Source organism: Limnohabitans sp. 2KL-3 (assembly GCF_001269405.1).
Taxonomy (GTDB): domain Bacteria; phylum Pseudomonadota; class Gammaproteobacteria; order Burkholderiales; family Burkholderiaceae_C; genus Limnohabitans_A.
Map to the genome: position 1 here is coordinate 88,604 of NZ_CXON01000014.1, position 24,441 is coordinate 113,044.

26 protein-coding genes are annotated in these 24,441 nt (G+C 59.0%); 17 read left to right on the forward strand and 9 right to left on the reverse strand.

What is annotated here, in order from left to right; all coding sequences use genetic code 11:
• Positions 1 to 85 precede the first annotated feature (85 nt).
• Together AMM41_RS15755 and AMM41_RS15760 are read right to left on the reverse strand one after the other, a co-directional pair.
• Positions 86 to 1,072 carry an Hsp33 family molecular chaperone HslO gene (locus AMM41_RS15755; RefSeq protein ID WP_089961060.1) on the reverse strand — a complete coding sequence of 329 codons (987 nt, stop codon included), beginning with the start codon at positions 1,070 to 1,072 and terminating at the stop codon, positions 86 to 88.
• Positions 1,073 to 1,150: 78 nt separating this feature from the next.
• Entirely contained in the window at positions 1,151 to 1,675 is a 525-nt protein-coding gene (locus tag AMM41_RS15760; RefSeq protein WP_089961063.1) for a gamma carbonic anhydrase family protein, read from the reverse strand.
• An 86-nt stretch (positions 1,676 to 1,761) separates the two neighbouring features.
• Here AMM41_RS15760 and AMM41_RS15765 point away from each other — a divergent pair, with 86 nt between their 5' ends.
• Positions 1,762 to 2,538 carry a ferritin-like domain-containing protein gene (locus tag AMM41_RS15765; protein ID WP_089961175.1) on the forward strand — a complete coding sequence of 259 codons (777 nt, stop codon included), beginning with the start codon at positions 1,762 to 1,764 and terminating at the stop codon, positions 2,536 to 2,538.
• 77 nt (positions 2,539 to 2,615) lie between these two features.
• Here the strand turns inward: AMM41_RS15765 and rpiA are convergent, their stop codons facing one another.
• A complete protein-coding gene (rpiA, locus tag AMM41_RS15770; protein WP_089961065.1) occupies positions 2,616 to 3,287 on the reverse strand; it encodes a ribose-5-phosphate isomerase RpiA in 672 nt (223 codons plus the stop codon).
• A 102-nt stretch (positions 3,288 to 3,389) separates the two neighbouring features.
• On the opposite strand from rpiA, the gene AMM41_RS15775 reads away from it, so the two are divergent.
• Positions 3,390 to 4,433 carry a quinone-dependent dihydroorotate dehydrogenase gene (locus AMM41_RS15775; RefSeq protein ID WP_089961068.1) on the forward strand — a complete coding sequence of 348 codons (1,044 nt, stop codon included), beginning with the start codon at positions 3,390 to 3,392 and terminating at the stop codon, positions 4,431 to 4,433.
• Between the two features lie 25 nt (positions 4,434 to 4,458).
• On the opposite strand, the gene AMM41_RS15780 is transcribed toward AMM41_RS15775, so the two are convergent.
• From AMM41_RS15780 to AMM41_RS15790, 3 genes are all read right to left on the reverse strand, one after another.
• Positions 4,459 to 4,749, reverse strand: a complete 291-nt coding sequence (locus AMM41_RS15780; RefSeq protein ID WP_089961071.1) for a BrnA antitoxin family protein — start codon at positions 4,747 to 4,749, stop codon at positions 4,459 to 4,461.
• Positions 4,739 to 5,038, reverse strand: coding sequence for a BrnT family toxin (locus AMM41_RS15785; RefSeq protein WP_089961075.1), 300 nt, complete (start codon positions 5,036 to 5,038; stop codon positions 4,739 to 4,741). Before AMM41_RS15785 ends, AMM41_RS15780 begins: the two co-directional genes overlap by 11 nt.
• An 83-nt stretch (positions 5,039 to 5,121) precedes the next feature.
• Positions 5,122 to 5,940: an acyl-CoA thioesterase gene (locus AMM41_RS15790; RefSeq protein ID WP_228769315.1), complete on the reverse strand. Its 819-nt coding sequence runs from the start codon at positions 5,938 to 5,940 to the stop codon at positions 5,122 to 5,124.
• A gap of 187 nt (positions 5,941 to 6,127) precedes the next feature.
• Here AMM41_RS15790 and aqpZ point away from each other — a divergent pair, with 187 nt between their 5' ends.
• A complete protein-coding gene (gene aqpZ / locus AMM41_RS15795; RefSeq protein ID WP_089961078.1) occupies positions 6,128 to 6,817 on the forward strand; it encodes an aquaporin Z in 690 nt (229 codons plus the stop codon).
• A gap of 59 nt (positions 6,818 to 6,876) precedes the next feature.
• On the opposite strand, the gene AMM41_RS15800 is transcribed toward aqpZ, so the two are convergent.
• Complete coding sequence (locus AMM41_RS15800; RefSeq protein WP_089961181.1) at positions 6,877 to 7,983, reverse strand: NAD(P)/FAD-dependent oxidoreductase; 1,107 nt, start codon at positions 7,981 to 7,983, stop codon at positions 6,877 to 6,879.
• Positions 7,984 to 8,406: 423 nt separating this feature from the next.
• Here AMM41_RS15800 and AMM41_RS15805 point away from each other — a divergent pair, with 423 nt between their 5' ends.
• Positions 8,407 to 9,168 carry an SDR family NAD(P)-dependent oxidoreductase gene (locus AMM41_RS15805; RefSeq protein WP_089961083.1) on the forward strand — a complete coding sequence of 254 codons (762 nt, stop codon included), beginning with the start codon at positions 8,407 to 8,409 and terminating at the stop codon, positions 9,166 to 9,168.
• A 228-nt stretch (positions 9,169 to 9,396) separates the two neighbouring features.
• Here AMM41_RS15805 and AMM41_RS15810 read toward each other — a convergent pair whose 3' ends face one another.
• Positions 9,397 to 9,978, reverse strand: a complete 582-nt coding sequence (locus AMM41_RS15810) for a superoxide dismutase (protein ID WP_089961087.1) — start codon at positions 9,976 to 9,978, stop codon at positions 9,397 to 9,399.
• Between the two features lie 160 nt (positions 9,979 to 10,138).
• Complete coding sequence (gene xseA, locus AMM41_RS15815) at positions 10,139 to 11,494, reverse strand: exodeoxyribonuclease VII large subunit (protein WP_089961091.1); 1,356 nt, start codon at positions 11,492 to 11,494, stop codon at positions 10,139 to 10,141.
• Positions 11,495 to 11,859: 365 nt separating this feature from the next.
• On the opposite strand from xseA, the gene AMM41_RS15820 reads away from it, so the two are divergent.
• From AMM41_RS15820 to AMM41_RS15880, 13 genes are all read left to right on the forward strand, one after another.
• Positions 11,860 to 12,477, forward strand: coding sequence for a MotA/TolQ/ExbB proton channel family protein (locus AMM41_RS15820; protein ID WP_089961094.1), 618 nt, complete (start codon positions 11,860 to 11,862; stop codon positions 12,475 to 12,477).
• A gap of 13 nt (positions 12,478 to 12,490) precedes the next feature.
• Positions 12,491 to 12,913 carry an ExbD/TolR family protein gene (locus AMM41_RS15825; RefSeq protein WP_089961184.1) on the forward strand — a complete coding sequence of 141 codons (423 nt, stop codon included), beginning with the start codon at positions 12,491 to 12,493 and terminating at the stop codon, positions 12,911 to 12,913.
• A gap of 6 nt (positions 12,914 to 12,919) precedes the next feature.
• Positions 12,920 to 13,915, forward strand: a complete 996-nt coding sequence (lpxK, locus tag AMM41_RS15830; protein ID WP_089961099.1) for a tetraacyldisaccharide 4'-kinase — start codon at positions 12,920 to 12,922, stop codon at positions 13,913 to 13,915.
• Between the two features lie 84 nt (positions 13,916 to 13,999).
• Positions 14,000 to 14,206, forward strand: coding sequence for a Trm112 family protein (locus AMM41_RS15835; protein WP_089961104.1), 207 nt, complete (start codon positions 14,000 to 14,002; stop codon positions 14,204 to 14,206).
• A gap of 10 nt (positions 14,207 to 14,216) precedes the next feature.
• Positions 14,217 to 14,996, forward strand: coding sequence for a 3-deoxy-manno-octulosonate cytidylyltransferase (gene kdsB / locus AMM41_RS15840; protein WP_194944822.1), 780 nt, complete (start codon positions 14,217 to 14,219; stop codon positions 14,994 to 14,996).
• A gap of 106 nt (positions 14,997 to 15,102) precedes the next feature.
• A complete protein-coding gene (gene adk / locus AMM41_RS15845) occupies positions 15,103 to 15,756 on the forward strand; it encodes an adenylate kinase (protein ID WP_089961108.1) in 654 nt (217 codons plus the stop codon).
• A 232-nt stretch (positions 15,757 to 15,988) separates the two neighbouring features.
• Positions 15,989 to 16,660 (forward strand): transcriptional repressor LexA, encoded by a 672-nt coding sequence (gene lexA / locus AMM41_RS15850; protein ID WP_089961111.1) that lies wholly within the window; start codon positions 15,989 to 15,991, stop codon positions 16,658 to 16,660.
• 563 nt (positions 16,661 to 17,223) lie between these two features.
• Positions 17,224 to 18,231, forward strand: a complete 1,008-nt coding sequence (locus AMM41_RS15855; protein ID WP_089961116.1) for a D-2-hydroxyacid dehydrogenase family protein — start codon at positions 17,224 to 17,226, stop codon at positions 18,229 to 18,231.
• A gap of 191 nt (positions 18,232 to 18,422) precedes the next feature.
• Complete coding sequence (locus AMM41_RS15860) at positions 18,423 to 19,943, forward strand: 3-hydroxyacyl-CoA dehydrogenase (RefSeq protein ID WP_089961120.1); 1,521 nt, start codon at positions 18,423 to 18,425, stop codon at positions 19,941 to 19,943.
• Between the two features lie 2 nt (positions 19,944 to 19,945).
• Positions 19,946 to 20,725, forward strand: a complete 780-nt coding sequence (locus tag AMM41_RS15865; RefSeq protein ID WP_089961123.1) for an oxepin-CoA hydrolase, alternative type — start codon at positions 19,946 to 19,948, stop codon at positions 20,723 to 20,725.
• A 57-nt stretch (positions 20,726 to 20,782) separates the two neighbouring features.
• Positions 20,783 to 21,502: a Crp/Fnr family transcriptional regulator gene (locus tag AMM41_RS15870; protein WP_089961128.1), complete on the forward strand. Its 720-nt coding sequence runs from the start codon at positions 20,783 to 20,785 to the stop codon at positions 21,500 to 21,502.
• Between the two features lie 64 nt (positions 21,503 to 21,566).
• Entirely contained in the window at positions 21,567 to 22,652 is a 1,086-nt protein-coding gene (locus tag AMM41_RS15875) for a phosphotransferase (RefSeq protein WP_089961132.1), read from the forward strand.
• 39 nt (positions 22,653 to 22,691) lie between these two features.
• On the forward strand, positions 22,692 to 23,951 hold the full coding sequence (locus AMM41_RS15880; protein WP_089961136.1) for an acyl-CoA dehydrogenase family protein: 1,260 nt from the start codon (positions 22,692 to 22,694) through the stop codon (positions 23,949 to 23,951).
• Positions 23,952 to 24,441: the final 490 nt, after the last annotated feature.

Consider the following 24,441-nt stretch of genomic DNA (forward strand, 5'->3'; position numbering starts at 1 on the left):
TGGTAGGTCGGCGGCTTCAGCCCCGACATGAGCGCTGCGCAGAAGAGAGCTTTGTGGGCGCAGGAGCTGCCAACCTGCGAAACTATCAGTGCACCGAGCCGCCCGGCACATCGGCAGGCAAGCCTGTAAACAAGCCAGCCGCATCGACCGGATCAAACCGGTACTGCGCACCACAAAAGTCGCAGCCCACTTCCACTTGACCCTGTTCGGCGATGATGCCTTCGACCTCTTCGGTGCCCAAGCTGCGGATCATGTTGCCCACGCGCTCGCGGTTGCAGCGGCAGGCAAAGCGCGGACCCGTCTCGCCGATGAAGGGCTCAAAACGGGCTAGGGGTTCCTCCCAATACAGGCGGTGCAGAATGGTTTCGGCGTCCAGCCCCAGCAGCTCTTCGCGCTTGAGGCTTTTGGTCAGGATCGAAATGCGGCTGAAGTCTTCACTTTGACCGAGCACCGACTCGCGCAGGAGGGAGTCGGTCTTGCCCGCCAAGTTGCCCTCACCTTCGATGGGCAGGCGTTGGATCAACAAACCCGCCGCCACCCTATCGTCGGCCGCCAGCACCAGCACGGTGTCCAGTTGCTCGGACTGCAGCATGTAGTGCTCCAGAACCTCGCTGATGTTTTCGAGCTTTTCACCCCGGTCACCAAACAAGGGCACCACGCCTTGGTAAGGCTGCTGGCCCGGTAAACGGTCTTGCGGGTCGAGCGTGATCGCGCAGCGGCCTTCATTGTTCACGTTCACCATCTGGCTCAGGGTGGCGTTGTCGGCCACCTTGCCCACTTGGGTGCAGGTGGCGCGCAGGCTCAAATCCGGTTGAACCTCCACAACGCCGATCTTGACCGGGCCGTCGCCAAAAATCTGCAGCACCAACGCGCCGTTGAACTTGATGTTGCCCTGCATCAGCACGCCTGCTGCGGCCATTTCGCCCAGCAACTGGCGCACGGGCGCGGGGTAAGCACCGGTTTCGGAATTGGCGGCACGCCGCGCCAGGATGTCTTGCCAAGCGTCGGTCAGGCGCACCAGCATGCCGCGCACCGGCAGGCCTTCGAAAATGAATTTATGGAGTTCGGACAAAGTGCATTCAACAGCCCCGTGGGGCCGATCCTCAAAAGTTAAAAAGCGTTTGGACTGGCCAAAAAATCAGCCAAAGTGTCAGCTGATTTTTTTCAGGCCCGCCTTGAAGCGGCGAGCGTTCTCAACGTAATGTTTGGCGCTTTGGCGCAGGCCTTCGATCTGCTCGGGGCTGAGTTCGCGCACCACCTTGGCGGGCGTGCCCATGATCATGGAGCCATCGGGAAATTCCTTGCCCTCGGTCACCAGAGAGCCGGCTCCCACCAGGCAGTTCTTGCCAATCTTGGCACCGTTGAGCACCACCGCGCCAATACCGATCAGCGACTCGTCGCCAATCGTGCAGCCGTGCAGCATGACCATGTGGCCCACCGTGACGTGCTTGCCGACCTTGATCGGCTTGCCGTGGTCGGCGTGCATGACGCTACCGTCCTGGATGTTGCTGCCCTCGCCAATCTCAATCGTCTCGGTGTCACCGCGCACGGTCACGCCAAACCAGACACTGGCGTCGGCCGCGATTTTGACCGCGCCCATGACCTGCGCGTTATCGGCCACCCAGGCGGTCTCGGCGAGTTCGGGGGTTTGATCATCCAGTTGGTAAATGGCCATGGCGGTCTCCTGTCGGTTGGGTTTTCTTGAAAACCTACAATTGTAGGGAAGCCCACACCCTGCCGTGGGCGCTGCCAGCGATCACCATGCACACCCTGCGCTCCGCCGCCCTGATCCCTTGGGCACAAACCGACCCTAACCTGAAGGCCCAGGCCACTTTGGCACTGGACCTGAGCCTGCCAGTGGGCGCGCTCGACAGCCTGAGCGCCCCCACTGCTGGCCCCGGCCGCGCCGCCCGCCCGCTGCTGGTGCCACACACCCAGCTCAAAGCCAAATCCATGGCCACGCCCGAAGGTCGGGCCATGCTGGTGCACTCGATTGCGCACATCGAGCTCAACGCCATCGACCTGGCGCTCGACGTGGTCTGGCGCTTTGCAGGCATGCCAGAGGCTTTTTACACCGACTGGGTGCGCATCGCCCAGGAAGAGGCCAAACACTTCAGCTTGCTGCGCCAGCATTTGCTGGACATGGGTTTTGACTACGGCGACTTTCCCGCCCACAACACCTTGTGGGACATGGCCGAGCGCACCCAGGGTGACATCCTGGCCCGCATCGGCATCGTGCCGCGCACCATGGAGGCGCGGGGCCTGGACGCCTCACCGGGCGTGAAAAACAAGCTGGTCAGTGTGGGCGACCACCGCGCGGGCGAGATCCTAGACATCATTTTGGAAGACGAAATCGGCCATGTGGCCGCAGGCAACCGTTGGTACCGGTATTTGTGTTCGCAACGCGGTCTGGACCCGGTCAGCACCTATGCCGAGCTGATCGCCCAATACGACGCGCCCAAACTGCGCCCCCCCTTCAACCTGGCGGCCAGGCGACTGGCGGGGTTTGAAGAGGCTGAATTGGCGGCGCTGAGCTGACACCTTTGCATGGCAAACATCTGACCGAGGGTCTTGAACCACGGGTCCAAGACCTGCCAACGCCAAAGATGGGGCCTTTAAAAAGCCAATGTCTTCACGCCAGCTGAGGTGCCCAACAAGCACACTTGCGCTTTTTGCACCGCAAACACCCCCACCGTCACCACACCCGGCCATTGGCTGACGGTGTTCTCAAACGCCACCGGGTCGGTGATCTTCAAGCCCTTCACGTCGACGATGTGCTGGCCGTTGTCGGTCACCAGCGGCTGGCCATCTTTCTGGCGAACCACCGCACTGCCGCCCATGGCCGCGAACTGGCGCATGACCCGGGCGGTGGCCATCGGGATCACTTCAACGGGCAATGGAAAAGCGCCCAGCGCATCCACCAACTTGCTCTCGTCGGCGATGCAGACAAACTGTTGGCTCTGGGCCGCCACGATTTTTTCGCGGGTGAGCGCCGCGCCGCCACCCTTGACCATGTGGCCTTGGTGGTCGATCTCGTCCGCGCCGTCGATGTAGACCGACAGGCTCTCGACATCGTTGCTGTCAAACACCGGAATGCCCAAAGCCTTCAGGCGCACGGTGGAGGCTTCGGAGCTGGACACCGCGCCCTTGATTTGGTCTTTCATGGTGGCCAGCGCATCGATGAATTTGTTCACCGTAGAGCCCGTGCCCACGCCGACGATCTCGCCGGGAACAACGTATTTCAGGGCGGCTTGGCCCACCAGGGCTTTGAGTTCGTCTTGGGTCATGAAAGGGGCTCGGTTGGAATGTCAAAAAGGCAGGCCGGGGTTTGCGACAATCGGAGCAACCGATCCCCACGCAGCGCTCCTGCACCAGCCCGGAATTATCCAATGTCCCTGATCCCTTATTGCCTGACCCGCCCTGTTTTGTTCAGGATGGACCCCGAAGAGGCCCACGAGCTGACCATCGAAGGCCTGGCCCGCACCCAGAACACCCCCCTCGACCGGCTCTACCGCCAGCCCTTTGTGGCCCAACCCATCACGCTGGCGGGTCTGCATTTTCCCAACCGCGTGGGCTTGGCCGCAGGTCTGGACAAAAACGCCCGCTGCATCGACGGCCTGGGTGCCATGGGTTTTGGCTTTGTCGAAGTGGGAACCGTCACGCCCAAGGCGCAGCCGGGCAACCCCAAGCCCCGCATGTTTCGCCTGCCCGAAGCCAACGCGCTGATCAACCGCCTGGGTTTTAACAACGACGGGCTCGACGCCTTCATCGCCAACGTCAAGCGCTCCAAGTTTCGCCAGCAAGGTCGCCTCTTGGGCCTGAACATCGGCAAGAACGCTGCCACCCCCATTGAAAACGCCACCGACGATTACCTCGTCGCCTTGGCAGGTGTGTACCCGCATGCCGACTACGTGACGGTGAACATCTCCAGCCCCAACACCAAGAACCTGCGCGCCCTGCAAAGCGATGAAGCTCTGGACGGCTTGCTGGGCGCACTGGTGGCGCGGCGCAAAGAACTGGCCGCCGAGCACGGCCGACGCGTGCCCATGTTCCTCAAAATCGCGCCCGATCTGGACGAAACCCAAGTGGGCGTCATCGCCGCCACTTTGCAAAAGCACGGCATGGACGGCGTGATTGCCACCAACACCACGCTGGCGCGAGACGCCGTGAGCGGCTTGGCGCATGCCGAAGAAATGGGCGGCCTGTCGGGCTCGCCCGTGCTGGAAGGCAGCAACCGAGTCATTCGCGGGCTGCGCGCCGCCTTGGGCAAAGACTTCCCCATCATCGGCGTGGGCGGCATCCTGAGTGGGCACGATGCGATCTCCAAAATAGAAGCAGGGGCCGACGTGGTGCAGATTTACACCGGGCTCATTTACAAAGGCCCGGCACTGGTCACTGAAGTGGCGAGTGCGCTGCAGCAGATGAAGCGCTGAGCCCTAACGATCCCTTCGCGAGTTGTCACGACTGCGCCGGATGCTCAGCCAGATAACACCTCAAGGCCTGGTTGATGCGCGTTTGCCAGCCTTGTCCTTGAGCGCGAAACGCCTCCAGGATGTCCTTGTCTAAGCGAATGGCCACCTGCTCCTTGACGCCACTGCCCGCTGGCCTGCCGCGTTTGCGGGCCAACGCCAGACCGTGCGCCAACTCTTCAGTCGTTGCGGGCCGTTCGTCCTCATCCTGGCCATCCCACACATAAGGGGCCTCACGCTCGCTGACCTTCAAAGCCTTGATCACGTCTTTACGGCTCATCGCATTCGTTTTCGATCCAGACAAGGTAAGCCTCTCTTTCTTCACGGCTGGCACGGCGGAAACTGATGATTCGGAAAGACCCATCACGAGCCATGTGTACCACCGTCAAAACAGCCAAAAATCCCATGGCATAGGACATGGACAAGGTTCGCGGCTCTGCGCCGCGGACCACTGGTATGTCCAGCCGGTAACGGGAATCCAGAACAGCCCCAGCCAGGGCAAAGTCCAGCCCATGCTTGCGCAGGTTGATTTGCCTCTTAGCTTCATCCCAACTCAGCTTGGCATCCATTGAATTAATGTAGATGCAAATAATAAAACCGTCAAGACCCACTGCCTGACAGAAATAAACGGGGGTGCGGCAGCTGAGCGCCTTCAGTCCTTGAAGTACACCAGCTGGTGCGTGCTCGCCAGCAGCTGGCCTTCGGGACTCCAGAGTTCGCCGGTCTGGTCAAAGTAGCCGTGGCGGTAGTTGAGTGCCTTGGCCACGCCCAACACATGGCGCGTGCCGACTTGCGCCAGCAAGGCGCTGTCGGCATGGAAATAGGTGGTGAGGGACACCGTGCCAATCAGGGCGCGGCGGCGGCGACGGACATAGATGCGCGGGAAAAAGCTGTCGCTCAAGGCCGCCAAAGAAGCAAAGTCCAGCGCCCGTTCGGGCTCGTCGCGTACCCACAGGGTCGAGCGCGAATGGGCTTGTTCCTGCTCGTCAAAGGCCGAGGGGAAAGCGCCTTCGACAAAGCGCATGTCGTAGCGCTGTGGCCAGGCCGGCATGCCTTTCACGGGCATGCGGGGCACAGCATCGGGTGGGGGCACGTTGACAGGCATCACGGCCTCCACATCCGACCAGGTTTCGCGACGCACAGCAAACACTGCTGTGGCGGTGGCCACCACGCCTTCTGTGTCATTTTGGGTCTGATGGGCTTCGATGATCCAGTGCTGGGTCGATCGGTTGGTGCGCACGGGACGCGCCACAAAACGGATCTCGCCATCGGCCACCGGGGCCGCAAAGTTGACCGTCAGGGCCACGGGTTCGCCCAAGCGCTCGGGGTGCAGCAGGGCCGATTGCAACAACTGCGCCGAGGTGGTGCCGCCAAAAGGCCCAATCATGTTGGCGTAGGCCGGATGGGTCACGCCCGTGAATTGGTGGGGCGCGGTGGGGCTCAGGTCAATGGCTTCGTCAAATGGGTGCATGGACAAGATGTTAGAGGCTGCCATGCGAGCCGCGCTGTCTCGCTTGAGGCACCAGTGCAAAGCCTTGACCAGGCTGACCTGCACGCAAAGGTGTTACCGAGTGTTTATAGAGTCATAAATAGCTCTTATTCGGCTTAGACTGAATACAGCCAACATCCGTTGGCAAACAACTCTATCGGAGCTCATCATGAAAAAATACGGTGCCGAATTTTTCGGAACATTCTGGCTGGTCTTGGGCGGCTGCGGCAGCGCCGTGCTTGCGGCTGCATTCCCTCAATTGGGAATCGGCTTTTTAGGCGTTTCGCTGGCCTTTGGCCTCACGGTCCTGACCATGGCCTTTGCCATCGGTCACATTTCGGGCTGTCACCTGAACCCGGCGGTCTCGATTGGCCTGTGGGCCGGTGGTCGCTTCCCTGCAAAAGACCTGGCACCTTACATCGTGTCCCAAGTGCTCGGCGGCATTGCCGCAGGTGGCGTGCTGTACCTGATCGCGAGCGGCAAGGCGGGCTTCGACGTTGCTGGCGGCTTTGCCTCCAACGGGTTTGGAGAGCATTCACCCGGCGGCTACAGCATGGTGGCGGCCCTGTTGACCGAAGTGGTCATGACCATGATGTTCCTCTTGGTGATTCTGGGTTCGACCGACAAGCGCGCACCGCAAGGCCTGGCACCGATCGCCATCGGTTTGTGCTTGACCCTGATCCACCTGATCAGCATTCCGGTCACCAACACATCCGTCAACCCTGCCCGCAGCACCGGTGTGGCCGTGTTTGTGGGTGACTGGGCTGTATCACAACTGTGGCTGTTCTGGCTGGCACCCATTGCAGGTGCCGTTTTGGGTGCGCTGGTGTACCGCCTGATTGGCTCAGAGGAAAACTGATCTTCGCGCATTTGCGCAAGATCACACACAAGGCCATGCCCATGCATGGCCTTTTTCATTCAAAGCAAAGCGGTCACTTGCGCTGCGATTGCCAAAGAACTGGTCAGGCCGGGCGACTCGATGCCCAGCAGGTTCACCAGACCCGGCACTCCATGCTCGGCGGGGCCTTGGATCATGAAGTCGGCTGCTGCGTCGTGCGGTGCGTTGATCTTGGGGCGAATGCCCGCATAACCCGCCTGTAAAGCGCCATCGGCCAAACCCGGCCAATATTTGCGCACCTCGGCATAAAAGGCATCGCCTCGGTGCGGATCGACTTGCAGATCGGCGGGGTCTTCTACCCATTGCACGTCTGGGCCGAACTTGGCCTGGCCACCCAGGTCAAGCGTGAGGTGCACGCCCAAACCAGCTTTTTCGGGCACGGGGTAAATCAGGCGGGAGAACGGGGCCTTGCCAGAGAGCGTGAAATAGTTGCCTTTGGCGTAATGGGCTTGGGGCAACAGACTTTTGTCCAGCCCGTCCATGCGCTCGGCCAGCGCCACGGCGCTCAATCCTGCAGCATTGACCAGCACTTTGCACGCCAGCTCGGTGCCGTCTTGTGTGGTCACACGAATCGGATGTGTGGCGGTGCCCTGCCGCACGCCAATGTGCTGCACAGGCGAGACCAGCGCCAGCAAACCACCTGCGTTTTCCATGTCGCCTTGCAAGGCAAGCATGTAGCCGTGACTGTCAATCACCCCTGTACTGGGCGAGAGCAGCGCCGCTTCACAAGACAGCGCAGGCTCCAGCGCCTGGGCCTGCGCAGCCGTGAGTTTTTGCAAATCGTGCACACCGTTGGCGGCGGCCTTGGCCATGATGCCGTCCAGCGCCAGCACTTGCTCGGAGCTTGTCGCCACGATCAGCTTGCCCAACCGCCGATGAGCCACACCGCGCTCAGCGCAATAGGCGTAAAGCATTTCCTTACCTTGCACACACAGCCGCGCCTTGAGCGAGCCCGCCGGGTAATAAATGCCCGCATGGATGACCTCGCTGTTGCGCGAGCTGGTGCCCGTGCCGATGGCGTTTTCCGATTCGAGCACCAGCACCTCGCGGCCCGAGAGCGCGAGCGCCCGCCCCACAGCCAGGCCGACCACGCCGGCCCCAATCACAACAGCATCAACTTGTTCCATGGGCAGCATTGTGGCTCAGTCTGACAAGCCTTGAGGCCAGGATTGGGGGCTTTGTGGGAACGGCGCCCTCGCCACGATAGGCCGCTCGCAGACCACAAGCCATCGCCCCGAGGGCGGGGCTCCCACACAATGCAGACATTCCCCTTGTAGGAGCGACACCCTCGTCGCGATAAGCCTCGCAGACCACCACCCCCATCGCCCCGGGGGCGGGGCTCCTACAAAATGCAGACATTCCCCTTGTAGGAGCGACGCCCTCGTCGCGATAAGCCTCGCAGACCACAAGCCATCGCCCTGAAGGTGGGGTGCCCACACAAGGCGAGGCGAGCACACAGGGTGGATAACCCTCCAAGCTGACACCCGCAAGACAGACACCAGCACCACACGCAGGCAGACTGCCAGCAATTCACACAAGGAGACCGTTTCATGTCACTGTTCAATCTCACAGGCAAAGTCGCCGTCGTCACGGGCTCTAGCCGGGGCATTGGTCGCTCGATTGCACACCAGCTGGCCAAGCAAGGCGCCAAAGTAGTGGTGTCCAGCCGCAAGCAAGACGCCTGCGAAGTGGTGGTCAAGGAAATTCAGGCCGCAGGGGGCGAGGCGATGGCGATTGCCGCGAGCATCTCCAGCAAAGAGCAATTGCAAAACCTGATTGATCAAACCCGCCAAGCTTGGGGCCCGATCGACATCTTGGTCTGCAATGCGGCCACCAACCCCTATTACGGCCCGACCACCGGCATGAGCGACGAGGTGTTCGACAAGGTCATGCGCAACAACGTGTTGTCCAACACCTGGCTGTGCACCATGGTCTACCCGGACATGAGAGCCAAGAAGGACGGTTCCATCGTCATCGTGTCGTCGATCGGCGGCCTGCACGGCTCGGCCATCATCGGGGCTTACAACATTTCCAAGGCGGCCGACATGCAGCTGGCGCGCAATTTGGCGGTGGAATGGGGTCCTGACAATATCCGCGTGAACTGCATCGCGCCGGGCCTGATCAAGACCGACTTTGCCAAGGCTCTGCACGAGGACCCGGTGCTGAGCGCCAAGTACAACAACGAAACGCCACTTCGACGCATGGGCGAGCCCGACGACATTGGCGGTGTGGCGGTGTTCCTGGCCAGCCCGGCTGGGCAGTACGTGACGGGGCAGACCATCGTGGCAGATGGGGGGATGATGATTCGCTGATCTGCTTGTTTGTGCGAAGTCCGCTGAGAACGGGGAGGGGCCGGGCGCCTCATGCTGGGGTACCAGAAATCGGCACCCGGCCCCTCCCCGCTCTCAGCTCAGTGGTTGATCGCAATACAGTCAAAGTGCATTTCGAAACCGGAGATTTGCCCAAGAGCCCCATTTACCTTAGGGCCAGAAAGCAAAAAACCCGCATCTGCGGGCTTTTTGACTTGGAGAGAACTTCGATCAGGCGAAGTTTTTCTCTGCGAATGACCAGTTCACCAAGTTGCTGAGGAAAGTCTCAACGAACTTGGGGCGCATGTTGCGGTAGTCGATGTAATAAGCGTGTTCCCAAACGTCCACAGTCAACAAGGCGGTGTCGCCAGTCGTCAAGGGGGTGCCAGCAGCGCCCATGTTGACGATGTCCACCGAACCGTCGGCTTTCTTCACCAACCATGTCCAGCCGGAGCCAAAGTTGCCCACGGCGCTCTTGACGAAGGCTTCCTTGAAAGCGGCGTAGCTGCCGAACTTGGCGTTGATGGCATCAGCCAATGCGCCAGTGGGCTCACCGCCGCCTTGGGGCTTCATGCAGTTCCAGAAGAAGGTGTGGTTCCAGATCTGAGCGGAGTTGTTGTAGATGCCGCCGCTGGACTTCTTGATGATCTCTTCGAGGGACATGCTCTCGAATTCAGTGCCTTTTTGCAGGTTGTTCAGGTTCACAACATAAGCGTTGTGGTGCTTGCCGTGGTGAAACTCCAAAGTTTCCTGGCTGTAATGAGGGGCCAAAGCATCAATCGCGTAAGGCAATGCGGGCAAGGTGTGTTCCATGAAGGCGTCCTTTGGTGGTGTGAAAAAGATAACTGTTGCATTTTAGGGGCAGCTTGATCGCCCTTGAGGGTGACAGGTCACTGAAAAATAACGATCCAAGGAGCAGGTTCATCACCTTCACCGCCATCACCAAACAGAGCCACCCGTTCAGAACTTTCGTTCAGGGTGTGACCACCAAGGACACGTCCCCATCGGCCAAGGTCGCCCGAACCCCTTGTCCGGACCTGAATTGAGTGGCATGGCTCAAAGCATGGCCTTGCTCATCGCTCAACCATGCGTAGCCACGCTCCAAAACCAGACGCGGGTCAACCGATGACAAGCGCAATGCAGCGTGTTCCAAACGTTGTGCACGTTGGTGCACCTGCTGGCTTCGGTTGAAAGCCAGGCGGTCGGTCAAGCGGTCCAAATGGTGAGACTGCAAAGTTGACTGGGTTTGCACGCCGCTTTGCAGACGACTGTCCAATCGATCAAGCCACTGGCTGTGCTGGCCCAGCAGGCCCTGCGGGCGACTCAAACGAGATGCAAGCGCACTCAGGCGTTGCGTCTGCCGCTCTTGCTGACGAACCAGGCCCACACCGAAACGGGCAGCAACGCTGTCCAGCCGCTGGGCTTGTCGGTCTTGCTGTCGCATCAAGCCCCGGCTCAGCCTTTGCTCCAACACCGACAGGGCCTGCAAACCTGCACCGCGATCCATCGCCGCCAGCTCGGCGGCAGCCGTGGGTGTGGGGGCACGCACATCGGCCACAAAGTCGGCAATGGTGAAGTCGGTTTCATGGCCCACGCCACTGATGACCGGCACTGGACTTTGGGCGATCACACGGGCAAGGTTTTCATCGTTGAACGACCACAAATCGTCGATAGAGCCGCCTCCGCGCACCAGCAAAATCACATCCACAGGCGGACACCATGGATTGTCTTCTGCGGTAAGGGCGTACAGATTGTTCAGTGCCTGCACCAAGGTAGCGGGCGCAGCTGAACCTTGCACCAGCGCAGGCACCAGCAACACCGGAATGTGCGGCACACGCCGCTGTAAGGCGGTCATCACGTCGTGCCAAGCGGCAGCCCCCAAAGAAGTCACCACACCAATGGCGCGGGGTTGTGTTGGCAATGGGCGCTTGTGCACAGCATCAAACAGCCCTTCGCTTTCCAGTTTGATTTTGAGTCTCAAAAACTGCTCAAAAAGTGCGCCCTGCCCTGCCCGCTGCATGGACTCGACAATCAATTGCAAGTCTCCCCGGGCCTCATACACCCCCAAACGGCCTCGTACCTCGACCAGCTCGCCATCGCGCGGGGAAAAGTCAACCAAACTGGCCGCACGGCGAAACATGGCGCATCGGATCTGACCCGCGTCATCTTTGATGGAAAAATAGCAATGGCCACTGGCCGCGCGTGAAAAGCCGGAAATTTCACCTCGAACGATCACGGGGTTGAAGCGCAGGTCCAAGGTATCGGCCACAGCACGGCACAAAGCGGAGACTGTCCAGGCACTTTCTTGGCTTGATTCGAGCATGTTCATTGTGGGGATTGTTATTCAAATGGGGGGCGAGCCATCCGCTTCGGGCTGAGGCTTGATGTGAAGTACTCCACAGATGAAGGACGACATACACCAAGGGCCATCAAAAAGCACACACGCTCTTTGTTCATCTTAAGCAATTGATTTCATTCAATTTTTCCCAAAACAGCATCACCAAATTCTGAAAATTGATCGAATATAGAAGTATTCAAAAAAATTCATTCAAAAGTTCTTCACAAAGTTATCCACAGGACAGCCTCCCCCGTTGGAAACCCTCAAAGACGGGCTCTAAAGAGGCCCTCGTGCGCTTGAGACATCGTTCATAATGACAATCTTTTGTCACACCGAACTCTCAAGAAGGAAAAGTTTTGTTATCGATCATACAAGCCGCAGGTTGGCCCATTTGGCCCCTGATTCTGTGCTCTGTCCTGGCCTTGGCCTTGATCATTGAACGATTGTTTCAATTGCAGACCCGCAAAGTTGCCCCATCGAACACTTTGGAAAAAGCCATGGAGGTCACTCGCTCAAACTTGCCGTCAGAAGAAGTGGTGCGCCAATTGGAAAACATGGGCGTTTTAGGGCCCGTTCTGGCCAGCGGCATCAGAAATTTGCAACAAAACCCCCAAGCCACCCACAAAGATGTCCAATCCGGGATGGAAATGGCCGGGCGCAAGGCAGCACGAGACTTAGAGCGTTACCTGACCGCTTTGGCCACCATTGCTTCGGCCGCCCCGTTGTTGGGTCTTCTGGGCACCGTGGTGGGCATGATCGAGATTTTTGGCGCTCACACTGCGGCCAACAACCAACCGGCCCAATTGGCTCAGGGCATTTCAATCGCCTTGTACAACACCGCTTTCGGCCTGATTGTGGCGATCCCTGCCTTGATGTTTTGGCGTTACTTCCGATCCGTGGTGGACAATCACCTGCTGAACATGGAAATAGCCAGCGAACAATTTTGCCGGCACCTGAACCATTTGCGCGACTGACTGTGTATTGATTGTGAATTTCAGTAAAAACCGCCCCTCCTCAGAGCCCGAAATCAACTTGATCCCCTTCATCGACATTTTGTTGGTGGTGATGATCTTTTTGATGCTCACCACCACATGGTCGCGTTTGACAGAAATCAGCCTGACTTTGCCTGTGGCCGATGCGCAAAAACAAAAAGACCGGCCTCAGCAAATCATCTTGACCATCAGCGCACAAGGCCAATATGCCTTGAACAAAACACCGGTCAATGGCAGCTCAGTCAGTGCACTTTCAGCTGTTTTGGCCAATTTGGCCTCCAAAGAAATGACTTTGGTGATCAGTGCGGATGCCCAAGCAAGCCACCAGTCGGTGGTCAATGCGATGGAAGCGGCCCGCCGCACAGGCTTGTCGCAAATCACCTTTGCGACCCAATCGGCTGATTCATCGGGGTCTTGACTCTCCATGGCGCTTGGCACCTGGCTTCACCAACGACTGCCGCGCGTTTGGCTGTCGCGTGGCTGGGCTGCCCACTTGCTCATGCCCGTGGCCTGGCTTTATCAGCTTGCTTTGATGGCTCGAACAGGCCTTTACCTGACCGGCCTCAAAAGCAGACATCGACTGCCCGTTCGGGTCATTGTGGTTGGCAACGTTGTGGCTGGAGGCGCAGGAAAAACGCCCGTGACGATGGCCTTGGTTGAACACCTGCAACACAAAGGGCACACGGTCGGCGTGATCTCCAGGGGTCATGGCCGTCAGACCCGTGACACCCGTGAAGTTCTTCCGGCCGATCGTCCCGAAACCGTGGGAGACGAGCCTTTGCTCATTCGCCAAAAAACAGGGGTTCCTGTTTGGGTGGGTTCATCCCGCGTTGAAGCAGGTCAGGCCTTGTTGGCCGCCCATCCTCAAGTGGACACCGTGGTCTGTGACGATGGCTTGCAGCATTGGGCCTTGGCCCGAGACATTGAAATTTGTGTGATGGACGAACGCGGCGTTGGGAATGGCTGGCTGCTTCCTGCTGGGCCTTTGCGAGAAAAATGGCCCAGATCCGTTGACTTGCTTCTCCACACGGGCATCAACAACCTGTCTGGTGGTTTCCAGGCGAAGCGGCAACTGGGTCAAATGGCGCAGGATGCACAAGGTCGCACAAGCACCTTGAACGATTTGAAAAGCAGCCCCGTTGATGCAGTTGCTGGACTGGCGCGTCCGGCATCCTTCTTCAACATGCTCCGAGAAAACGGCCTTGAACTGGCAACCACTCAAGCCTTGCCCGATCATTTCGACTTTGCAACTTGGCCAAGAAGCGAAGGTCCAAGACCCTTGCTGTGCACCGAAAAAGACGCCGCCAAGCTCTGGCAACGACAACCGACCGCGCTGGCGGTGCCCCTGGTGCTCACGCCTGAACCTGCTTTTTGGCATGCCCTGGACGCACTGTTGGCAAAAACAGACCCACACCCTTGAGCAAAACGGTTCTTGCGTGACATCGGAACACGATTTCGCGGCAACCCAGCACGAGGGCCACCTTGTCGCAGTTATCATTCCTTGATGGACACCAAACTGCTTGAACTGCTGGTCTGCCCCGTGACCAAAGGCCCTTTGAACTTTGACCGTGAGGCGCAAGAGTTGCTCTCACGAAGCGCCCGGCTGGCCTATCCAGTGCGCCAGGGCATTCCCATCTTGCTTGAGAATGAAGCCCGCCCCTTGAGCGATGATGAGCTCGACAAATTGGCCGCGTTGCGTCCCCCCTTGTGAGCCCACGGTCATGAGCGAAACTACCTCTCAACTGGACTTTACGGTCCTGATTCCAGCACGCCTGGCTTCAACGCGACTGCCCAACAAGCCTTTGGCCGATGTCGTGGGATTGCCCATGATCGTGCGAGTGGCCAGGCAAGCGCAACGCTCGCGGGCCCAACAAGTGGTGGTCGCCGCAGATGACGTCCGCATTGTGAATGCTTGTGCCGAGCACGGCATACAGGCCTTGCTCACACGACAAGACCACCCCAGCGGCAGTGACCGTTTGGCTGAAGCTTGTCAGCAACTGGGATTGCCCTCCGACCGGGTGGTGGTCAATGTCCAGGGCGACGAACCCCTGATCGAGCCAGAATTGATCAACCAAGTCGCCCTTGCTTTGACGCAGTGTCCGCAAGCGAGCATGAGCACCGCTGCCCATGCCATCACATCCTGCGCCGACTTCACCAATCCCAATGTGGTCAAAGTGGTCACCGATGCCCGTGGCATCGCGCTTTATTTCAGCAGAGCGCCCATCCCTTGGTGGCGAGATGGCCCTGCTGACCCGCTTTTGATGCAACTGCCAGACCCTGCACCCCTGCGCCATGTGGGCATTTACGCTTACCGGGCAGGATTTTTGTCACTTTTCCCACAATTGCCTGTAGCCCCCATTGAAGCTGTGGAATCACTGGAGCAACTGCGCGCACTTTGGCATGGACACGCCATTGCGGTGCACATCACTGACAAAGCCCCTGGGCCTGGTGTAGACACGCCTGAAGATTTGGATCGGGTCCGCGCCCTGCTGATGGCGTAAGCCTGGCTTGAGCATCGCGTGATATTCTCGACCTACGTTGTCAGGAGACGTGGGTCCGTATGAGATCCATCTGACAGACACCCATGACAAGCTATAAGGAACTTCCATGAGACTGATTCTGTTGGGCGCACCTGGCGCCGGCAAAGGCACACAAGCCACCTTCATTTGCCAGAAATACAACATCCCACAAATATCCACAGGTGACATGCTGCGTGCTGCCGTGAAAGCAGGAACACCGCTTGGACTTCAAGCCAAAGCGGTGATGGAATCTGGCGGTCTGGTCAGCGATGACCTGATCATCAACCTGGTCAAAGAGCGGATTGCCCAAGCAGATTGTGCCAATGGCTTCCTGTTCGATGGTTTTCCACGAACCATTCCTCAAGCAGATGCCATGAAGGCTGCAGGCGTCAAGTTGGATTACGTGCTCGAAATCGATGTGCCTTTCGATGCCATCATTGAACGCATGAGCGGTCGTCGCTCGCACCCTGCCTCGGGTCGGACCTACCACGTCAAATTCAACCCGCCCAAGGTGGACGGAATGGACGATATGACCGGAGAGCCCTTGGTTCAACGCGCTGACGATCAAGAAGAAACCGTCAAAAAACGCCTGGATGTTTACAGTGCGCAAACACGCCCCTTGGTTGACTACTACTCCAACTGGGCCAAAGCAGATGCGGCGTCAGCCCCCCGCTACCGCGCCATCAGTGGCTCCGGCAGTGTGGAAGACATCACGGCTCGCGCCTTCGCTGCACTCAGCTGATGAATTCTTGAGCGCAGCATGCGCTGCACAGCCCCACAAAGCCCCGTTAAGGGGCTTTTTTGTTTTGGGGATGCCTGGCCATCGCTTTTGTTGCAAATGCCCTGCGGCTCCACACCAAGGCGCTTTGCATCCAAGGCCCATGGTTGATGGTTTTTACATACACTCCTTGCAAAACCGCAAAAACTGGTTAAAAATACAGTCACTGGATGAAACAACAGCCCTAGGAGCACCGATGACCGACGATCCGAAACTCACGGCCAGGCAACAAGAAATTCTGAACCTGATTCAGAACACCATGGCCAACACGGGTTCCCCACCCACACGCGCAGAGATCGCGACGGCATTGGGTTTCAAGTCGGCAAACGCGGCCGAAGAGCACCTCAAAGCACTGGCCCGCAAAGGCGTCATCGAACTGGTCAGCGGCACTTCCCGCGGAATTCGTCTCAAAGGCAGCGCCCGCAGCACGACCCGTGTGCCTGCGGATTCGTTCAGCCTGAACCTGCCCGGACTGGCGCAACTTTGTTTGCCTTTGGTGGGGCGGGTTGCCGCTGGCTCTCCCATCCTTGCGCAAGAACATGTTGACCGCTCTTACCAAGTCGAAAGCACTTTGTTCGCACAACAGCCTGATTACTTGTTGCGTGTCAGAGGCATGTCCATGCGGGACGCGGGCATCATGGATGGAGATTTGTTGGCCGTGAAATCAACCAAAGACGTTCGCAATGGACAAATTGTGGTGGCCCGTTTGGGGGACGATGTCACGGTCAAACGTTTGAACAAAACAGCCTCTGGCATTGAACTGCTGCCTGAAAATCCAGACTACCCCGTCATTTTGGTGCGTCCTGGCGAACCTTTTGACATTGAAGGCTTGGCGGTGGGCCTGATACGCAACACATTCATCATTTGATGCTTTAAATCCTGGCTCAGGTGGCGGGCGCTGTTCTTCAGCCCTGAGCCCAGCGATTTTCTTCAGCAATCCTGCCTGTGTCCAACCTCCATGATTTGAAAGGTTTCACATGGGAATCGCTCTGCTAACTTTGTCAGTTTTTTTAAAAAAACTGAACCATAATCCTGTCAACACATCGGTTTTGACAACATCTCGAACATCGCGCCCACACCCCAGCTGGGCCGTTCGCTCCCCAAGTGCTTGTACAGCCGCGCAGCGCACGCAAGTGCCAGACAATCCGCCCCTCCTTCGTGTCTTGCGCATTCAGGAAAACGGTCAACAGGCCGACTGTGCCGGACGAATGGTGATTTCGGGGCGCATGGCGGATGTTTGCGCCGAGCTGGACCGCTTGGTGGCACTCGAGTCAAGGCAAACACATCGGTAAAAACACGGCGGGTACAAACCCGCCCAATCCATTGGATCGACACCACGCTTTCGCAACGCAAGCCCATGAAAGCGGATTCACTCAAAAGGAATCTGCGCATCCCCGCCGTAAGCGCCCAGTGTCAAGGCACAATGTCGAGATGAACATCGTGATCCTCGACGACTATCAAGACGTCGTCCGCAAACTCAGTTGCGCTTCCAAGCTCGAGAATTTTCCCGCCAAGGTATACACCAACACAGTCAAAGGCATTGGTCAACTCTCTGTTCGCCTCAAAGATGCTGACGTGATTGTCCTGATCCGTGAACGCACGGCACTCAATCGGGCCTTGATTGAAAAACTGCCAAGATTGAAATTGATTGCACAAACTGGACGTGTTGGCAGTCACATTGACTTGGCAGCCTGCACCGAACGTGGCATTGCAGTTGCCGAGGGTGTTGGTTCGCCCACCGCTCCTGCGGAATTGACTTGGGCTTTGGTAATGGCCGCCTCTCGAAGATTGCCGCAATACATCAGCAGCCTCAAGCACGGCGCTTGGCAACAGTCTGGCCTGAAATCCAGCTCCATGCCCGTCAACTTTGGCTTGGGCACTGTCCTCAAGGGCAAAACCCTGGGCATTTGGGGTTACGGAAAAATTGGACAACTGGTGGCCGGTTACGGCAAAGCTTTTGGCATGCAAGTTCAGATCTGGGGCAGCGATGAATCGCGCGTCAGAGCGGTCAAGGACGGCTACGCTGCGTCCACGAGCAGAGAGGCATTTTTTGAAAACTCAGACGTTTTGTCCTTGCATCTGCGCTTGAATGAATCAACCCAAGGCATTGTGACCACGGAAGACCTGTGCCGCATGAAACCCAGCTCTTTGCTGGTCAACACCTCACGCGCTGAACTGTTGGAAGCCAACGCCTTGATTGGCGCATTGAACCGCGGACGCCCTGGGATGGCCGCAGTCGATGTATTTGAATCTGAACCCATCTTGCAGGGATCGGCCCTGCTTCGACTGGAAAACTGCATTTGCACGCCACACATTGGCTATGTCGAAAAAGACAGCTACGAGCTTTACTTCGGTGTGGCATTTGACAACGTGGTCAACTACATCAAGGGCACCCCCACCAACATTGTCAACCCCGGTGCCTTGCAAGTCAGGCGCTAAAGCCATCCTCAAAAAACCGAATTCCATGCCGTCGGCCCCAACACTCGTCCAAGACGAGATGCTCCAAGGACTCGCTGGGTCCTGCAAGAGTGAGGCGATAATCCCTCGGGCCATGCCTCACTGAATGTCTCAAATTGACTCTCTTTGAGCAGTTTTGCGCCTAAACGCTTTCAGCTTCTTCAACAACCAACATGACACTCGCATTTTCCAAAGTCGCCGTCATCGGCGCTGGCGCCATGGGCCGAGGCATCGCCCAAATCGCCGCACAAGCAGGCAGCCAAGTTTGGCTGTACGACACACAAGCCGAAGCCATTCAAAAAGCGCGCGATGCCGTGTTCCAGCAATGGGACAAATTGCAGGAAAAAGGCCGCCTGACAGCCGAAGCCGTGACCGGTCACAAAAGTCGTCTGTTGGGTGCCACCAGCCTGCAAGACCTGGCCGAATGCGAGCTGGTGGTCGAAGCCATCGTTGAAAAGCTCGACATCAAGAAAAGCCTGTTCACCGAACTCGAAAAAGTGCTGGCACCCACGGCGGTGCTGGTGACCAACACCTCGTCCCTCTCCGTGACCGCCATTGCCGCCGCCTTGCAGCGCCCGGCGCAGTTTGCGGGCTACCACTTCTTCAACCCCGTGCCCCTCATGAAGGTGGTCGAGGTGATCGCGGGGCTCAAAACCGATCCGGCTGTGTGCCAACGTCTGTCGGTCTATGCACGCCAGATGGGCCACACCCCGGTGCAGGCCCAAGACACGCCCGGCTTCATCGTCAACCACGCTGGGCGCGGTTATGGCACCGAAGCGCTGCGCATTGTGAGCGAGGGCATTGCCGATTTCGCCACCATTGACCGCATCCTGCGCGACCAAGTCGGCTTCAAACTCGGCCCCTTCGAGTTGTTTGACCTGACTGCGCTCGATGTGTCTCACCATGTGATCGAATCGATTTACCACCAGTATTACGAAGAGCCGCGCTACCGCCCCAACGTGATCACGGCCCAACGCTTGGCCGGTGGCGTGGTCGGCAAAAAGGTCGGAGAAGGCTTTTACAAATACGTCGATGGCGCAGCGCAAGTGCCCGCCGAGCCACCTGTTCCCGTGGTGGACAGCATGCCACCCGTCTGGGTTTCTCCCCGTGCAGCCCGCCGCATGGAGCTGCTGCAGTTGCTCAAAGACGTGGGTGCCAAAATCGAAACCGGCGCGTCGCCCTCGCCTGAAGCACTGACCCTCGTCGCCCCATTGGGCTTTGACATCACCACCGTGGCCGTGGTCGAGCGCCTGGACCCGGCCCGCACTGTGGGCATCGACATGCTGTTTGTGGATGCCTCCACCAAACGCCGCGTGCTGGCCACCAACCCGGCCACACGCGCCGACATGCGCGATGCGGCCCATGCCCTGTTTGCCCGCGACGGCAAGGCCGTGTCGGTCATCCGCGACAGCGGCGGTTTTGTCACGCAGCGCGTCGTGGCCACCATCGTGAACATCGCGTCTGACATGTGCCAGCAGCGCATCTGCAGCCCACAAGACCTGGAAACTGCCGTCACCTTGGGCCTGGCCTACCCCATGGGTCCACTGGCCATGGGCAATAAGCTCGGACCCGACAGCATTCTGGAAGTGTTGTTCAACCTGCAAACAGTCTATGGCGACACACGCTATCGCCCAAGCCCCTGGTTGCGCCGCCGAGGTGCCATTGGCTTGTCCCTCATGCACACGGAAGACTGAGCATGACCGCCCAACTGCTCAGCACCAGCGAAGGCAGGACCCTGGTCCTGACCCTCAGCAACCCGGAGTTTCGCAACGCACTCGGGCCCGAAATGTACGCCGCAGGTGTGGAAGCCCTGAGCGTGGCCGAGTCCAACCCGGACGTGCGCAGCGTGGTCATCACCGGTGCCAATGGCATTTTCAGCGCAGGCGGCAATTTGCAGCGCTTGCAAAACAACCGCCAGCTGCCGCCCGGGCACCAGGCGCAAAGCATCGAAGGCCTGCACAACTGGATCGAAGCCATCCGCACCTTTCCCAAGCCGGTGATTGCCGCCGTCGAAGGGCCTGCGGCCGGTGCCGGTTTTTCGTTGGCACTGGCTTGCGACATGATCGTGGCGGCGCGCAACAGCGTGTTTGTGATGGCCTACAGCTCGATTGCCTTGTCGCCCGATGGCGGCGGCAGCTGGAGTCTGTCACGCGCCTTGCCACGCCAGTTGGCCACCGAACTGCTCATGTGTGGTGAGCGCATTGGCGCAGAGCGTTTGCAGCAACTGGGTGTGGTCAACCGCCTGGCCGATGCAGGCCAAGCCCTTGCGCAAGCACTGCAACTGGGTGAACTGCTCAACAGCCGCGCCCCCAACGCCTTGACCAGCATCAAGGATTTACTCAGCGATGCCGATGGCAGCAGCCTCAATGCGCAATTGGCACGCGAACGTGATCACTTCGTCAAAAACTTGCATCATGTGAACGCAGGCATCGGCATTGCTTCGTTCTTGAACAAGCACAAACCTAAATACGAGTAAAGCGACTGGTCCCCCAGGCGACAAAAACCCAATCATCAGTCACTCAAAGGACAGAGCATGGACGAACCGATTCTGACAATGGAGGAACGAGAGGCGATCAACAGTGGTCGCTGGTTCTCAAGCCTTTCACCTTCACTTCGACACGACATACTTCGATGCGCTTACGTCAAACGTCACAAAGACGGCGATATGCTCGCTGCGCGGGGAGACCCGCCCGAGCAGTGGATCGCCTGTGCCAAGGGCGCTGTGCGCGTGAGCTCGACCTCGGTGTCGGGCAAACAGATCACGCTGACCTACGTGGAGCCGGGCATTTGGTTTGGCGATGTGTCGATCTTCGACGGGGACCGTCGCACGCACGACTGCTATGCACACGGCGACACGACCACCCTGAACGTGGCCAAGGCCGACTTCAAGAAAATCCTCACGCAGCACGTCGAGTTTTACGACGCGATGCTGCGCCTGCATGCGCGGCGCATTCGCCAGCTTTATGGCTTGGTAGAGGACCTCAACACCCTGCCCTTGCGGGCTCGGCTGGCCAAGCAGCTCAACCACTTGCTGCGCAGCTACGGCGTGCCCAGTTTGTCGGACGCCAAGGCGATTCGCATCAGCTTGCAATTGGCCCAGGAAGAACTGGCTCAGCTGCTGGGTGCATCGCGCCAGCGGGTCAACCAGGAACTCAAGCAAATGGAGCGCGAGCAGATCATCCGCATCGAGCCCGGTGGCCTGGTGGTGCTGGACCGCGACGCGCTGCTGCTGATCGTCAACGCGGACCATTGACACACCCCATTTCCACCCTCTCGCTGCCAACAGCGGCGAAAACCAATTTCCGACGGGTCCACCCATGAGTGCTTTTGATCATTTTGTGGGGACCCGGCCTGTCACCGGCACCCACGCCTTCGACATCCCTGCCTTGGAGGCCTGGCTCAGCGCCCGGCTGCCCGGTTTTGTGGGTCCCTTGAGCGTGGAAATGTTCAAGGGCGGGCAATCGAACCCCACCTACAAGCTCATCACCCCCTCGCGCCAATACGTGATGCGTGCCAAGCCGGGACCGGTGGCCAAGCTGCTCCCCTCGGCGCATGCCATTGAACGCGAATTTGCCGTCATGCAAGGCCTTTACGGCACCGATGTGCCCGTGGCCGAAATGCATGTGCTGTGCGACGACGAATCGGTGATCGGTCGCGCGTTTTACGTTATGGAGTTCGTGCAAGGCCGTGTGCTGTGGGACCAGTCGCTGCCCGGTATGACGCCTGCCGAGCGCGGTGCGATTTACGACGAGATGAACCGCGTGCTGGCGGCGCTGCACAAGGTCGATGTCGCCAAGCAAGGACTGTCCAGCTACGGCAAACCCGGCAACTACATCGAGCGCCAAATTGGCCGCTGGAGCAAGCAATACGCCGCATCCATCACTCAGCCCATTCCCGAGATGGACCAGCTGATCGAATGGCTGCCCAAAAACATCCCGGCCAGCGCCAAGGACGAGTCGCTGGTCGGCGTCGTGCACGGCGACTACCGCCTGGACAACCTGATGTTCCACCCCACCGAAGCGCGCGTGCTGGCGGTGCTCGACTGGGAGCTGTCCACGCTGGGCCACCCGCTGGCCGACTTCAGTTACCACTGCATGGCTTGGCACATCACACCCGGCACCTTCCGTGGCATCGGTGGGCTTGATTTCGCTGCCTTGGGCATCCCATCTGAAGCCGAATACATCCGCCGCTATTGCGAGCGCACGGGTTTCACCACGCCCGAAGCTTTGGCCCAGGACTGGAATTTTTACCTCGCCTACAACATGTTCCGCATCGCGGCCATTTTGCAAGGCATTGCCAAACGCGTCGAAGACGGCACCGCGTCCAGTGAACAAGCCAAAACCTCGGGCGCGGGCGCCCGACCCATGGCCGAGCTCGCCTGGCGTTTTGCCCGTCAGGCCTGACCCTTTTACCCCCCGAACCACAACCCCAGGAGAGAGACCATGGATTTTGAATACACCCCCAAGGTCAAAGACATGCAGGCCCGTTTGTTGGCCTTCATGGACGAGCACATTTACCCCAACGAGGCGCGGTTCTTTGAAGAGATCGCCGAAAACCGTGCCAAAGGCAACGCTTGGGTCCCCACCAAAATCGTCGAGGAACTCAAGCCCAAGGCACGCGCTGCCGGTTTGTGGAACCTGTTTTTGCCCAAGTCGACCCGCGCACCGCAAGGACTGTCCAACCTCGAATACGCACCGCTGTGCGAAATCATGGGACGCGTGCCCTTTGCCGCAGAAATTTTCAATTGCTCAGCCCCCGACACCGGCAACATGGAAACGCTCGAACGCTACGCCAGCGAAGAGCTGAAAGACACATGGCTTGAGCCATTGTTGCGCGGCGAAATTCGCTCAGCGTTTTTGATGACAGAACCCGATGTGGCCTCATCCGATGCCACCAACATCGAATGCGAGATTCGCCGCGATGGTGACGAGTACGTCATCAACGGCCGCAAGTGGTGGTCGTCCGGCGCAGGTGACCCACGCTGCGCGGTCTACATCGTCATGGGCAAAACCAACCCTGACGCTGGCCGTCACGAGCAGCAGTCCATGATCGTGGTGCCGGCCAACACGCCCGGCATTACCGTGGTGCGCGCCCTGTCGGTATTTGGTTACGACGACGCCCCGCATGGCCACATGGAGGTGGTGCTCAAGAACGTGCGCGTGCCAGCCGAAAACATTTTGCTGGGCGAAGGCCGTGGCTTTGAAATCGCCCAAGGCCGCTTGGGCCCTGGCCGCATCCACCACTGCATGCGCACCATCGGCATTGCCGAGCGCGCGCTGGAGCTGATGTGCAAACGCCTGAACGAGCGTGTGGCCTTTGGCCGCGAAGTGGCCCGTCAGACCGTGTGGCAAGAGCGCATCGCCGAGTCGCGTTGCATGATCGAGCAGGCCCGCCTGCTCACCCTCAAGGCCGCATCCATGATGGACACCGTGGGCAACAAGGTCGCCAAGGCCGAAATCGCGATGATCAAGATCGTGGCCCCCAACATGGCCTGCCAGATCATCGACTGGGCCATCCAGGCCCACGGCGGTGGCGGTGTGTCGCAAGACTTCCCTCTGGCCTATGCCTACGCCCACCAGCGCACCCTGCGCCTGGCCGATGGTCCGGACGAGGTGCACCGCAACTCGCTGGCCAAGCTGGAACTGGCCAAGCAACTGGCCTTGCCCGGTGACGTTCGCATGCCCGTGACACGCGGCAGTTAAAAGGACACCACCCACTCACAAAAGGCCTGCTCTTGCAGGCCTTTTTCATGTGTGCGCCCAGCATGGGCGCACACCTGCGGGTGCAAGTCCCGCTGCGAGCTGGTCACAGTGAGCTTGAGTGTTGCGCAACTGCGTGAGGGCGACCGAGCGTGGGAAGGAAGCGTGGAGCGTAAATCGTGAGCCGATGAACAAGAACCGCATAGAAGGCGTTGCCAAGCAGGGCGAGCAGGCCCATTACTGCAAAGCTCTTGTGACCAAGGCGAGGTGGCGTAGATGCGGCGGTTTTGCGATGAAGGTGTGCGACCCTTACCTGGGGAGATCTCGCCTTGTTTCTGAAAGGAAGACGGCTTTGCCGGAGCGAGAAGTCAGCAGAGGTCGTAGTAGCTGCAAGCCGGGGCCGCTGAGGCCACAAGGCAAGAGCGAAGGACCGAACGAGAGTGAGTAACCGAGGACATGCAAAGCCACAAGGTCATGCGTCAGATGCCGGAGC